The 13011-nt window shown below is 62.8% G+C and carries 9 protein-coding genes and 1 pseudogene; 7 read left to right on the top strand and 3 right to left on the bottom strand.

Annotated features, from left to right (window positions below):
• Window positions 1-326: 326 nt before the first annotated feature.
• From ETEE_RS05485 to ETEE_RS05455, 7 genes and pseudogenes are all read left to right on the top strand, one after another.
• Window positions 327-1289, top strand: coding sequence for a sugar ABC transporter substrate-binding protein (locus tag ETEE_RS05485; protein ID WP_446180174.1), 963 nt, complete (start codon window positions 327-329; stop codon window positions 1287-1289).
• The gene (locus ETEE_RS05480; RefSeq protein WP_034164760.1) at window positions 1289-2038 is read left to right on the top strand and encodes an ATP-binding cassette domain-containing protein; all 750 of its coding nucleotides are present in this window, start codon (window positions 1289-1291) and stop codon (window positions 2036-2038) included. Before ETEE_RS05485 ends, ETEE_RS05480 begins: the two co-directional genes overlap by 1 nt.
• A 4-nt stretch (window positions 2039-2042) precedes the next feature.
• Entirely contained in the window at window positions 2043-3008 is a 966-nt protein-coding gene (locus ETEE_RS05475; protein WP_034164759.1) for an ABC transporter permease, read from the top strand.
• Between the two features lie 40 nt (window positions 3009-3048).
• Complete coding sequence (gene melA, locus ETEE_RS05470) at window positions 3049-4428, top strand: alpha-glucosidase/alpha-galactosidase (protein WP_034164758.1); 1380 nt, start codon at window positions 3049-3051, stop codon at window positions 4426-4428.
• 135 nt (window positions 4429-4563) lie between these two features.
• A pseudogene (locus ETEE_RS05465) lies at window positions 4564-6188 on the top strand (LytS/YhcK type 5TM receptor domain-containing protein).
• Window positions 6185-6919 (top strand): LytR/AlgR family response regulator transcription factor, encoded by a 735-nt coding sequence (locus ETEE_RS05460; protein ID WP_200901076.1) that lies wholly within the window; start codon window positions 6185-6187, stop codon window positions 6917-6919. The pseudogene ETEE_RS05465 and the gene ETEE_RS05460 overlap by 4 nt, the downstream one beginning before the upstream one ends.
• Before the next feature lie 146 nt (window positions 6920-7065).
• A complete protein-coding gene (locus ETEE_RS05455; RefSeq protein WP_034164756.1) occupies window positions 7066-8286 on the top strand; it encodes an L-lactate MFS transporter in 1221 nt (406 codons plus the stop codon).
• Between the two features lie 84 nt (window positions 8287-8370).
• On the opposite strand, the gene ETEE_RS05450 is transcribed toward ETEE_RS05455, so the two are convergent.
• From ETEE_RS05450 to potE, 3 genes are all read right to left on the bottom strand, one after another.
• Complete coding sequence (locus ETEE_RS05450) at window positions 8371-9012, bottom strand: RpiB/LacA/LacB family sugar-phosphate isomerase (RefSeq protein ID WP_034164755.1); 642 nt, start codon at window positions 9010-9012, stop codon at window positions 8371-8373.
• Window positions 9013-9502: 490 nt separating this feature from the next.
• Complete coding sequence (locus ETEE_RS05445; protein ID WP_034164754.1) at window positions 9503-11638, bottom strand: lysine decarboxylase CadA; 2136 nt, start codon at window positions 11636-11638, stop codon at window positions 9503-9505.
• A gap of 15 nt (window positions 11639-11653) precedes the next feature.
• On the bottom strand, window positions 11654-12985 hold the full coding sequence (gene potE, locus ETEE_RS05440; RefSeq protein WP_038631287.1) for a putrescine-ornithine antiporter: 1332 nt from the start codon (window positions 12983-12985) through the stop codon (window positions 11654-11656).
• Window positions 12986-13011: the final 26 nt, after the last annotated feature.

The following is a 13011-nucleotide window of genomic DNA, read 5'->3' as shown; positions in this document are numbered from 1 at the left end:
CGCGGCGTGCGTCGCCGCACGGTGGGCGTTTTTTCCGCAGAGGTTGACGCGGCGCGGGCGATCCCTATTAACAGTCTACCGCAGACACCGCCAGAGTGGTATCGCCTGGGCGGTGCGGATGGGCTTTAGCTGAGGGATAAAAACGCCTACTATATTTGCCCCGCGTAAATGGATGTGACGAAAAACGACAGCGACGCCGTTGTCCCCGCTGTTCTCCTCGTCCCCGACTGCGGCCTGGTGGCGCCCGCCCCTGCGGCGGCCGTCATACCCTGCTAATAATAAAGGTGATAATGATGGGTGTTTCTCAAAGGATTAAAGGTTGGGCTGTGGCCTGTTTGCTGGCCGTCTCCTGCGTGGCTTCGCCGGCGTTTGCCGCGCAGTCTGGTAAGGATATGAGCATCTGGTTCGACGTCGGCGGCCCGGTGGGCGAGTCCTACGTGACGGTGGTGCAGAACGGGGCCAAGCAGGCGGCCGAGGATCTGGGCGTCGATCTGCGTCTGGTTTACTCCGACTGGCAGCCGCAGAAGATGATCGAAAACTTTAAGCAGGCGCTGGCGGCCAAGCCGACCGGCATCGTGGTGATCGGCCTGCCGGGCGATACCGCCTATCAGCCGTTAATCAAGGAAGCGATCGATAAGGGGATCCTGGTGACCTCCATCGACACCGAGCTGCCGGGCACCATGGCGGCCGAGCAGAGCAAGGGCTTCGGCTACGTTGGCGATAACAACGCGGTGCGCGGTCTGCGCCTGGCCAAAGAGGCGGTGCGCCGCAGCGGGCTGAAGGCGGGCGATCGCGCGCTGGTGTGGGGGCTTAAAGATCGCGCCGCCCGCAGTGAGTCAACCCTGGGGCTGATCAAGGGGCTGGAGCAGGCCGGGGTGAAGGTCGACTTCCTGCAGATCTCACCGGAGGTGGATAAAGATCCCTCTCTGGGCGCGCCGGCCTTTACCGCCTATATGGCGACCCACCCGGACGTGAAGATGGTGCTGGTCGATCACGGCGCCCTGACCGCGCAGATGGGCAACCTGATGCGCAACGCCGGGATCAAGCAGGGCGAGGTCTACGTGGCCGGCTTCAGCCTGTCGCCGGCGACCGCCGAGGCGATTAAGTCCGGCTATGTACAGTTGGTGGCCGATGCCCAGCCCTACCTGATGGGCTACTTCTCCGTGGTGCAGATCGTCCTGAGCAAGCGCTATGGCTTCTCCGGTCTGGATATCAACACCGGCGCCGGGTTTGTCTCTAAAGAGAATATCGGTCTGATCGCTCCGCTGGCCAGCCAGGGTCTGCGCTGATGACGCAGCCTGCGCTGGAACTGATCGGGCTGAACAAATGGTTCGGCCCGGTTCACGCCCTGCGCGATATTCACTTTCAGCTGTTCCCCGGCGAGGTGGTTGCCCTGCTGGGGGATAACGGCGCCGGCAAATCGACCCTGATCCGGGCGATCGCCGGCGCCGAGCGCTTCGATAGCGGTACGCTGAAGGTGGCGGGGCAGGCGGTCGACGGGCGGCGCTACAACGTGCTGGGGGCCCGCCGCCAGGGGATCGAGACCGTGTACCAGAACGGCGCGCTGGGGCTGGGGCAGTCGCTGTGGCGCAACCTGTTCCTCGGGCGTCACCTGCGCAACCGCTGGGGCTTTATCGACGAGCGGGCGGAGCGACAGCGGGCGCAGGCGCTGCTGCGTCAGCTCAACTTTCGCGGCGTCGGCGCCAACGTCGATGCGTTGGTCGGCCAGCTCTCCGGCGGTGAACGCCAGGGGCTAGCCATCGGGCGCGCCATGCTGTTCGACGCCCGCCTGGTGATCCTGGATGAGCCGACCACCGCCCTGTCGCTGGGGGAGGTGGAGAAGGTGCTGTGCTTTATTGAGCAGCTGCGCGCCCAGGGGCGAGCCTGCCTGCTGATCACCCACAACATGGCCGACGCCTACCGGGTGGCGGACCGTTTCGTGGTGATGGATCGCGGCGCTATCGTCGCCGCCTATCGTAAGGATCAGCTGACGCTGGCCAGCCTGCAGCAGGCGTTGTTGGATGCCGTGAGGTCATGAGTCGATGAAACTGTTTTTTACCCGTCACCGGGCGCCGCTGCTGACCGGGTTTATCCTGCTGCTGCTGTGGAGCCTGTTTGCCGCCATCAGCCCGGTGACCTTTCTGCACGCGCGGATCTATACCTCGCTGCTCTCCACCATTCCGCTGACGGTGCTGCTGGCGCTGGGGATGACGCTGCTGATCATCGCCCGCGAGATAGATTTGAGCTTTCCGTCGGTGGTGGCGCTGGGGGGCTTCGTCTTCGCCTGGCTGTATCAGCATACCGGTTCTGCCCCGCTGGCGCTGGGCGGCGCAGTGGTCAGCGGTCTGCTGTGTGGGTTGCTGAACGCCTTGCTGGTGGTGCGCCTCAATATCCCGTCGATTATCGCCACCATCGGCACTCAGTTCTTTCTGGGCGGTCTGTCGACGGTGCTGGCCAACGGCCTGGCGATCAGCCTGCCGACGCTGCGCGACGATGGGCTATCAACCCTGCTGGTGGGGCGCCTGGGCGATTGGCTGCCGGCGCAGAGCCTGTGGGGGCTCCTGGTGACGCTGGTGATGTGGCTGTATCTGGCGCGTCACCGCTTCGGCGATCAGATCAACTTCATCGGCGACAATCCCGAGTCGGCGCGTCTGATGGGGGTGCCGGTCAACGCCACCCGCTTCTGGCTGTTTATGGTGATGGGCATTCTCTCCGCGCTGGTCGGGGTACTGCTCAGCGTCGAGATGAGCAGCTGGTGGCCGAATCAGGGGCAGGGTTACATGCTACTGGTGTTCGCCTCGGTGTTTATCGGCGGCACCTCGGTGCTGGGCGGGCGCGGTTCGCTGATGGGCAGCCTGTTCGGCGCCTGCATTATCGGCATGCTGGAGGCCGGGATCATCAGCGCCGGTCTGGACGGCTTCTGGACCCGTCTGGTGTACGGCGTGATTATTCTTGCGGCGCTGGTGGTGCATGGCTCTCTGCTGCAGCGCCGCCCGCGACGGCGTTAAGGCTGCGCCGTCGGCGCAGCGTATTGATTAAGGCAATGTAATGAGCAAGATCACCCTGATCGGCGCGGGCAGTATTATGTTTTCGCGTCAGATCATTTCCGCCCTGCTGTCCAGCCCGGTGCTGGCCGGCAGCGAAATCATCCTGATGGATCTGGATGAGCAGGTGCTGGCGCGCAGCCAGCGCCTGATCGGTATGATGGTGGCGCAGTCGGGGGTGCCGGTGACGGTGCGCCACACCACCGACAGACGCAGCGCGCTGCGCGGCGCCGACTTTGTCATCAACGCCATTCAGGTGGGCGGGCTGGCGCCCTGGCGGCTGGATATGGAGATTCCGGCGCGCTACGGCGTGATTCAGGAGGTGGGGGACACCCTGGGGCCGGGCGGTATCTTCCGCGCCCTGCGCCATATTCCCCCGATGCTGGATATTCTGCGCGATATGGAGGATCTGTGTCCGCAGGCGCTGTTCATCAACTATGCCAATCCGCTGGCCCCCTTGACCTGGGCGGCCAAAGAGGCCAGCGGCGTGCGCAGCATCGGCCTGTGCTACGGGGTGCGCTATACCGTGGCGCAGCTGGTCGGCTATCTTGGGCTGGGGCCGTGGGTTGACCACCCCTCCACGCCGCAGCGCTGGCAGCGCCTGATGTACCACGAGGTCCCGGCGGATATCGAGTATGGCTTTGCCGGGATCAACCACATGACCTGGATCACGGCGCTGTCGCGCCATGGCGAGGATCTGTTACCAAGGGTACGCGCCCTGGCGGACGACGAACCTACCCGTCAGGCCGATTTGGTCCGCTGCGAGGTGCTGCGCTTCTTCGGCCTGTGGTGTACCGAGAACCACTGGCACTGCAGCGACTATCTGCCCTACTTCCGCAAGAACCCACAGATGATCGATCGCTTCCTGCCGCAGCGCTGGAATCTGCTGGCGCTGGAGGAGCAGGTGCACGCCGCCGGCAAGGCGGAGATCGATGCTCAGCTGGCCGGTGAGCGTCCCTTCGTTATCGCGCCGAACATGCTCAACGCGCCCAAGCTGATCACCGCGCAGCTCAGCGGCGAGCGCATCCGTATCAACGGCAATATGGCCAACCGTCAGCCGCAGGGGCTGCTGGTGGAGAACCTGCCGGCGGAGTGTGTGGTAGAGGTGCCGATCTGGGTGGACGGCGACGGCCTGCACCCCCAGACGATGGGGCGCTTGCCGACTCAGTGCGCCAGCCTGTGCAAGAGCAATATCGCGGTGCAGGAGCTGGTGGTGCAGGCGGCGCTGACCGGCGATCTGGACGCGGCGCGCTATGCGCTCTCCCTCGATCCGCTGACCGCCGCCGTCTGTACCCTGGAGCAGATCCAACAGATGTTCGATGCGCTGTTCGCCGCCCAGCGGCAGTGGCTGCCGCAGTTTAACGCCGCACGGACGCCGGCCTGAGGCGTAAGGGGGCCGCGTTCTGTGCCCCTCTTACGGAGATCCCTTTCGGCCGTATGGGGCCGTATTGCCTGCCGAGGTGGTGGCGTGTTCAGTGATATCCTGCGGCTGCTGGCCGTGTTTGAGCGGGCGGCGTTGATGCTGATGATGCTGTTTTTCCTCACCCGCATCCGCCCGTTTCAGTCGCTGCTGCAGAAGCAGAAGCATTCGGCCACTGAGCTGGCCACCGTGTCGGTGCTGTTCTGCGCCTTTGCGGTCTTCAGCACCTACACCGGCCTGCGGGTCGAGGGGGCGCTGATCAACGTGCGCATTATCGCCATCGTCGCCGGGGGGATCCTGTTCGGCCCCTGGGTGGGCATTCCCGCCGGGATCGTCTCCGGACTGCACCGCTATCTGATCGATGTGGATGGCTACACCTCGCTGCCCTGTCTGCTGAGCAGCGTGGCGGCGGGGCTGCTGGCGACGCTGATCCACTACCGGGTACGCCGTTCGCGCCTGTGGCTGTACGGCATTCTGGCCGGCATGGCCTGTGAGGGGCTGACCATGCTGCTGATCCTGCTGTTGACCCAGCCCCACGCGGTAGGGATCGCTATCGTCGATCAGATCGGGGTGCCGATGATCGTTGGGGCGACCTGCATCGGTCTGATCATCCGCCTGGTGCAGGATCTCAACGATGAGAAGGAGCTGATCGCCGCGCGTCAGGCCAAGCTGGCGATGGACGTCGCCAACCAGACGCTGCCCTACTTTCGCCAGATAACCCGCAGCGCGTTCGAGTCGGTGTGCGAGATTATCCGCCGCGAGATCGGCGCCGATGCGGTCTCGATCACCGACACCCAGGATGTGCTGGCCTACGCCGGCGCCGGGCGCGAGGAGTATCCGCTGGAGGGGCATCACGCTATCGGTCAGCTGACGCGCGAGGCGGTGGAGAGTGGCCAGATCCTGCTGAACAATAACCTGAGCAGCTATAGCCTGTCGGGCTTTCACTCGGTGATCATCATTCCGCTGCGCGAGCAGCAGGAGGCGGTGACCGGGACGCTGAAGATCTACTACCATCGCCGCTATCGGATCAGCGGCGCGCTGCGCGAGCTGGCGGTGGGGCTGTCGCAGCTGATGTCTACCCAGATGGCGGTGGCACGCACGGAGCAGCTGCGCGAAGGGACGCGCAGGGCGGAGTTCAGCGCGCTGCAGAGCAAGATCAATCCCCATTTTCTGTTTAATGCGCTGAACGCCATCTCATCCCTGATCCGCATGGATCCGGATCAGGCGCGTCAGCTGATCGCCTCGCTGGCAGACTACCTGCGCTATAACCTGGCGCGCGGCGACAGGTTGATCGACTTGCAGGAGGAACTGATGCAGGTGCGCAACTACATCGCTATTGAGCAGGCCCGATTCGGCCGCCGGCTGAACGTGACCTTTGCGTTGGATCCGGTATCGATCTCGCTGCCCAGCCTGCTGCTGCAGCCGCTGGTGGAGAACGCCATCCTGCACGGCATTCAGCCGCGCAGCGGGCCGGGGCAGGTGACCATTGAGGTGCGCGATGAGCCGACGCGGGTGCGCATTGCGGTGCGCGACACCGGCTACGGCATCAGCCAGGCGGTGATCGCCCAGGTGGCGAACGGCGAGTCCAGCGGCGACAGCATTGGGCTTGGTAACGTGCAGCAGCGCCTGCGCTGCTGTATGGCGAGGGGCTGCATATCCGCCGCCTGGAGCCGGGAACCGAGGTCTGTTTCTATTTGCCGAAATCCGGGAGGAGCGCATGCTGACGGCGATCATTGTGGAGGACGAATACCTGGCGCGAGAGGAGCTGGCCTACCTGATCGGGCGTCACAGCCAGATCCGGGTGCTGGCGCAGTTTGAGGATGGCCTGGAGGCGTTCAAATACCTGCAGGGGCACCGGGTGGACGCGGTGTTTCTCGACATTCAGATCCCCTCCATCGACGGGATGATGCTGGCGCGTAACCTGCTGGGCCAGCAGCGCGGCGAGGGGGGACCGGCGGTGGTGTTTGTCACCGCCCATAAGGAGTTTGCCGCCGAGGCCTTTGAGCTGGAGGTGTTCAACTATATCCTCAAGCCCTATAACGAGGCGCGCATCGTTCAGGTGCTGCAGCAGCTGGAGCAGCAGGCGCTGCGCCCGGCGCCCGGGAGCGTCGAGGTCAACGCGCCGGCGGCGACGGTCAACCTGACCAAGGGGGAGCGCATCATCGTCACCCCCTGTGAGCAGATCTACTACGCCGAGGCGGATGAGAAGCTGACCTATGTGTACACCCGCGACGATCGCTTTGTCCTGTCGATGAGCCTGAGCGAGTTTATCAGCCGGCTGCCGACGGAGCGCTTCTTCCGCTGTCACCGCTCTTACTGCGTGAATATCGATAAGATCCGCGAGATCGTGCCCTGGTTTAACAGCACCTACTTGATCCACCTGCATGATCTGACGTTCGAAGTGCCCGTTAGCCGCAGCAACATCAAAGCCTTCCGCCAGCTGATGCGTTTATAGCCTGCATTCTATTCCCCATGGGCTGCATTTCATTCCTCTCATCGTGCATCTCATGCCTTTTTCGCCCGCCTCGCGCGGGTGTGCGCCTATAGTGCCCAGTATTCGGCAGCCCGCCGCTGCCGCCAACTGACATTCACGAGGTAACTATGGATCCGCATTCCCGCCAACGTACCCGCGTACTGACGCTGATCGGTACGGTCATCACCCAGTTTGCCCTCGGCTCGGTCTATACCTGGAGCCTGTTTAACGCCCAGCTGTCGCAGCGCCTGGATCAGCCGGTCAGTCAGGTGGCCTTTACCTTCGGCCTGCTCAGTCTGGCGCTGGCGCTGGCCTCATCGTTGGCGGGCAAGCTGCAGGAGCGTTTCGGGGTGCGCCGGGTGACGCAGGGAGCGGGAATTGCGCTGGGGATCGGCTTTTTTCTGACCGCCCACGCCAACAGCCTGGTGATGCTGTACCTGTGCGCCGGGGTGTTGGTGGGGCTGGCGGACGGCGCCGGCTATCTGTTGACCCTCTCCAACTGCGTGAAGTGGTTTCCGCAGCGGAAGGGGCTGGTCTCCGCCTGCGCTATCGGCGCCTATGGGCTGGGCAGCCTGGGCTTTAAGTTTATCAACGGCCTGCTGCTGAGCCACGCCGGGCTGTCCCAGGCTTTCACCTACTGGGGGGCGATCGCCATGGTGATGGTGCTGCTGGGGAGCCTGCTGATGCGTGACGCGCCGCCGCGTCAGGACAGCGCCGCCGCCGTGGACGGTCAGGATCGCCGCGTGGACTTCACCCTGGCGCAGGCGATGCGTCAGCCACAGTACTGGGTGTTGGCGCTGATCTTCCTCTCCGCCTGCATGAGCGGGCTGTACGTCATCGGGGTGGCCAAAGATATCGGTGAGCATCTGGCGCACTTGTCTGGCAGCGTCGCCGCCGGGGCGGTGGCGATCATCGCCGTGGCGAATCTGGGGGGACGGCTGGCGCTGGGGGTACTGTCGGACAAGATGCCGCGTATCCGGGTGATTTCGCTGGCGCAGTTGGTGACCCTGCTGGGGATGGCGCTGCTGCTGTTCGTGCCGCTCAATGAGACGCTGTTTTACCTAGCGGTCGCCTGCGTCGCCTTCAGCTTCGGCGGCACCATTACCGTCTATCCGTCGCTGGTCAGCGACTTCTTTGGCCTGAACAACCTGACCAAAAACTATGGGGTGATTTACCTTGGCTTCGGCATCGGCAGCATCATCGGTTCGATCGTGGCGGCGCTGTTCGGCGGTTTCCTGGCTACCTTCTACCTGATTTTCGGCCTGCTGCTGGTGACCCTGTGCTGCTCGCTGCGGGTGGCGCGTCCGCGTCTGCCGCACGTCGATGCGCGTCTGGCGCTGGAGTCGTAATCCTTCCTGATGTCGCCCCTGCGCTTCAGAGAGCAACAACAGCGCGGCCTATCGGCCGCGCTGTTGTTTGACGATGCGGCTCGGTTACGCGGCCAGCAGGCTGCGAACATAGTCGATAATCGCCGGATCCTGCCCCTGCTCAAACAGGCACTGCTGGAAACGCGCGCCGCCGACGGCGGTTTTGACCAGATCGCGATCGAGAGCGTTCAGGGTATCCAGATAGTTGTCCTTGATCACCGCCGCCTTTACCCGGTTGAGGATCGCCGCGTTGCGCACCTGCGGTTCGCGGCGCTCCTGCGGGTAGCCCTGGCCGCGCTCGCCGGCGAAGGCCTTTTCAAAGATATAGCGCAGATTCAGCTCGGCGCCCCAGCCAAAGCCCTTGGCGAACGGCAGGGACAGGGCGTTGCCGTTATTGATCTGGGCGAACAGGAAGGCGTCGGCCGGATCGATGCAGTAGCCGCAGACGACGCCGGGGTGCGCGTTGAGGGAGAGCAGGGCGCCCTGACCGGTGCCGCAGCCGGTGACCACAAAGTCAACCGCGCGGGCGTTGAGCAGGATGCTGGCCATGATCCCCAGGTGAATATAGGTCAGATGGTGATCCTGTTCGTCGCACATGCCGACGTTATAGACCTGGTGCCCGCCGTCCTGTGCCACGGCGTTGAGTTCGTTCAGCACCGCCGCGTTCTTGGCGGCCTGGCTGTTTTCCATCATGAGTGCAATTTTCACAACATATCCTTACATCGTAACCCAAAGGAAGGGCGGGAATTGTCGCCGCAGGCGCGAATCCGTCCGCGAATCTCTGGCTAGTCTACTGATGCTGGTCTGCCAATTCAATTAATTTGAAATGATGTTTTATTATTTGTGGGGGCGCCAACCGCGCAGCCGGATCTTGGGCGGGGAAAAAAAGTGCCGACGGACGGGGGCCACCGTAAAGGGCATAGGAGGCTTTAGCGGTGTCCGTCCGTCGGCATCAGGGCTTGTCAGCCGATGTCACGCCGGAGAGATGAGCCGCGGCAGGCAAAGCCTGCGCCGCGGCTCGGGAGACGGCGTGATGACGCGGCGACGGCACGTCGCGTCAGAAAGGGTGGATAAATAGTGAGGGGGAATCTCTTCCTTTCCCCCGGCGCCGCTGCGGCGCCTCCTACGCGCAGCCGTCTTCAGGCAGGAAAATGCAGAAGGTTACTGCGGGGCACCGCGGCGCTCCGCACAAGAGACGCTACTGCTTGAGCACTTTCACCGTATAGCGCCCGTCGGCCTGACGATAGGCGCCGTGGATGTCGGTTTCGAAGCCCGGATAGTGGGCGCCGATTTCGCACAGCATCTGCAGGAACTCCAGCACCGGCCGGCTCTCCTCCGTCAGCATTTCGCCCGGCATCACCAGCGGCACGCCCGGCGGGTACGGCAGGATCATGTTGGCGTTGACCTTGCCGATCATCTCGTCGAGGTAGACCTCTTCGGCCTGGCCGCGCAGCTCCTGTTGGAAGGCGTCGTGTGGGTTCAGCACCATGGTCGGCAGCACCTCGAAGGCGCGGTACATCAGATCCGGCAGGTTATGGTGCAGGATCAGCGCGTGGATGCCTTGGGCCAGTTCCTGGATCCGCATGTGCTCATAGAACTCCGGATCCTCACGGTACAGCGACGGTAGCATGTTCTTCACGCGCAGGTTCAGGTCATAGGCCCGTTTGAAGTCGGTCAGCGCGCGCAGCAGGCTCAGGGCCTTGGTCTTGTCGATGCCGATGCTGAACAGGAACAGCAGGTTGTACGGGCCGGTCTTCTCGACGATGATGCCGTGCTCGTCCAGGTACTTGGCTACGATGGAGGCCGGAATGCCGTCATCCGCCATGGTACCGTCCGGGTTCATCCCCGGGGTCAGCAGGGTGACCTTGATCGGGTCGAGGTACATGTGGTTGTCATCAATGCCCTTAAAGCCGTGCCAGGACTCTTTCGGGTCCAGCTTCCAGCAGGCGACCTGGTCAATATTGTCCGGCTGCCAGACGTCGAAGAACCAGCCGTCGGATTCGCTGCGCAGGCGCTTGATCTCCTTACGGAAGCGGATGGCACGCGCGATAGAGTCATCGATCAGGCGTTTACCGGCGTGGCCCTTCATCATCGCCGCCGCGGTTTCGATGGAGGCCACGATACCGTAGTGCGGTGAGGTGGAGGTGTGCATCATGTAGGCTTCGTTAAAGGTTTCCTGGTTGAAGTCGCCTTTCACGTGGATCATGGATGCCTGCGAGAACGCTGCCAGCAGCTTGTGGGTGGATTGGGTTTCGTAGATAACCTTACCCTCTACGCGCTCGCCGCTCATGCCGCACAGTCCCTGGTAGATCGGGTTGAAGTTGGTGTAGGGCACCCAGGCGGAGTCAAAGTGGATGGATTTTACCTCCAGGGTTTTCTTGATGTACTCCGCGTTGTAGAACAGGCCGTCGTAGGTGGAGTTGGTGACCACCGCATGCACCGGCCAGGTGGCGTTCGGGGTCTTTTTCACCCGCGCCTCGATGGTGTCATGGGTGAACTCGCGTTTGGGGATCCCACCCAGAATGCCGTAGGCGTTGCGGGTCGGCCGCAGGTAGATCGGGATAACGTCGCTCATCATCATCAGGTGGGTCAGCGACTTGTGACAGTTACGGTCGATCAGGATGGTGCTGCCAGCCGGGGCGGAGTACATGCCGACGATCTTGTTGGCGGTGGAGGTACCGTTGGTCACCATGTAGCTGCGATCGGCGTTGAAGGTGCGGGCGATATACTCTTCCGCCTCTTTGTGCGGGCCGGAGTGGTCCAGCAGGGAGCCCAGCTCGGAGACGGAGATGGATATGTCGGACTTCATGGCGTTGGCGCCAAAGAAGTCATAGAACAGGCTGCCGGCCGGACTTTTCTGGAACGCGGTGCCGCCCATGTGCCCCGGGGTACAGAAGGTGTATTTGCCCTCTTTGACGTAGTGGAACAGCGCCTTGGTCAGCGGCGGCATGATGGCATCGATGTAGCCGTCGGTTCCCTGGCGGATCTTGTCGGCGATGTCGGCCGCGCCGCCCAGCGTATACTCAAAGAACTGAATGTTCATGCGCAGGTCGCCTAGGCTGACGTCCAGCGTGGAGTGGGTGTTGGCGAAGGCATACAGCGGCAGCATCTCGTTCAGCGCCGTGATGTGCTTACACAGATCCAGACTGTAGCTATCCCAGTCGAAGACCACCCCGGCCAACTGGGCATTATTGCGCACCAGATCCAGCAGATCGTCGACCGAGGTGCTTTCGATGATGCTAAAACTCCGATCGCGCAGCTGGGCGTACAGCTCCTCCAGCGGAATCCGCTTGAAGGTCGGTGAGGGGTTACACAGGAACAGAATGTCTTTCATTTCACGTTCTCCGAGTTAAACATGTTGGATCTTGTCTTTCGGGCAGGTGTTGTTGTCCCGCACGAACAGGCCATAGCAGCTCCAGCCGGCAAAAGTGACCAGTGACCCCATCAGCATGGCGTCGGAGCCGGAGGAGTAGAGGGCGTAGAAGCTGTAAACGGTGCCGATGATGGCGGTGAGCAGGATCATCACGTGGGTCTTGTTGGCCATCTTGTACAGGCGGTGCATCGGGATCAGCGCCGCCATGGAGAGGATGTAGGGGATCAGGTTGGTGACCACCGCCAGGTTAACCAGCGAGTTGAACTGATTGTTCAGCGACGGGCTTATGGTCATCAGCGACAGGATGGTTTGCGCCACCCCCAGAATGATCATCCCGGCGATCGGCGCATCCTTGGCGGTGACTTTGGCGAAGATCTGCGGGAAGTAGCCGATGTCGGAAGAGGACTTAAACACCTGGGCGACGGTGAACTGCCAGCCCAGCAGGGAGCCGATACAGGCGACGACCATCAGGGCCATGATGATCTTACCGACCGTCGGGTCGAACATGTAGGAGAAGGCTAGGCCGAACGGCGCGGTCGAGTTGGCCAGATCCATGTTGGGGACGAAGCCGGCCATCACGTTGGTGGACAGGATATACACGATGGCGCAGATCAGGGTGCCGCCGAAGACGGCGACCGGGATGTTTTTCTCCGGGTTTTCCACGGCGTCGGAGTTGGCGCAGGCGGACTCCAGCCCCAGGAAGGCCCACAGGGTCATGGCGATGGAGGCACCCAGACCGGAGGCGAAGGAGAGGTGATGCGGGTTCCAGGCCTGGATGTACATATTCGGGCTAAACCAGAACCAGCCGAGAATGGAGATACCGACCACCGGGATGATCACCCCCCAGACGGTGACGGAGCCGATGCGCCCGGTGATGCGCGCCCCGCCGAAGTTGGCCACGGTGGTCAGCCAGATGACGGCGATGGTGGCGATACAGGTCATGATCGGCGACGGATGCCAGTCGAACAGCACGGCGCCGTAGCCGACGGCGGAGATAGCGATGGCGATATTGGCGATCACCAGGCTGATGGCGTAGGTGAAGTTGGCCATGAAGTTGCCGGACTTGCCGAAGGCGTACTCGGCGTAGCCGCCCATCCCGCCGGACTTGCGGCTGAACATCCCGCACTTGGAAAAACCGTAGGCCAGACACAGGCTGCCGAAGGCGGTGACCAGCCAGGAGAGTATCGACATAGTCCCCACGGAAGCCAGGTTGGTCGGCAGCATGATGATGCCGGACCCCATCATGTTCACCGCCGTCAGTATGGTTAACTGCACGACGCCCATCTTATTGCCGCTAGACGTACTCATAGTTTCTCTCTCTCAAAATGCGGGGA

The sequence above is a fragment of the Edwardsiella anguillarum ET080813 genome (assembly GCF_000264765.2).
GTDB classification, from domain to species: domain Bacteria; phylum Pseudomonadota; class Gammaproteobacteria; order Enterobacterales; family Enterobacteriaceae; genus Edwardsiella; species Edwardsiella anguillarum.
Note: the sequence above shows the minus strand (reverse complement) of the source record. Positions and strands in the feature narration are given on the sequence as shown.

Coding starts and splice junctions, on each gene's coding strand:
- ETEE_RS05480 (WP_034164760.1), top strand. CDS start 1,289: ATGACGCAGCCTGCGCTGGAACTGATCGGGCTGAACAAATGGTTCGGC.
- ETEE_RS05475 (WP_034164759.1), top strand. CDS start 2,043: ATGAAACTGTTTTTTACCCGTCACCGGGCGCCGCTGCTGACCGGGTTT.
- melA (WP_034164758.1), top strand. CDS start 3,049: ATGAGCAAGATCACCCTGATCGGCGCGGGCAGTATTATGTTTTCGCGT.
- ETEE_RS05455 (WP_034164756.1), top strand. CDS start 7,066: ATGGATCCGCATTCCCGCCAACGTACCCGCGTACTGACGCTGATCGGT.
- ETEE_RS05445 (WP_034164754.1), bottom strand. CDS start 11,638: ATGAAAGACATTCTGTTCCTGTGTAACCCCTCACCGACCTTCAAGCGG.
- potE (WP_038631287.1), bottom strand. CDS start 12,985: ATGAGTACGTCTAGCGGCAATAAGATGGGCGTCGTGCAGTTAACCATA.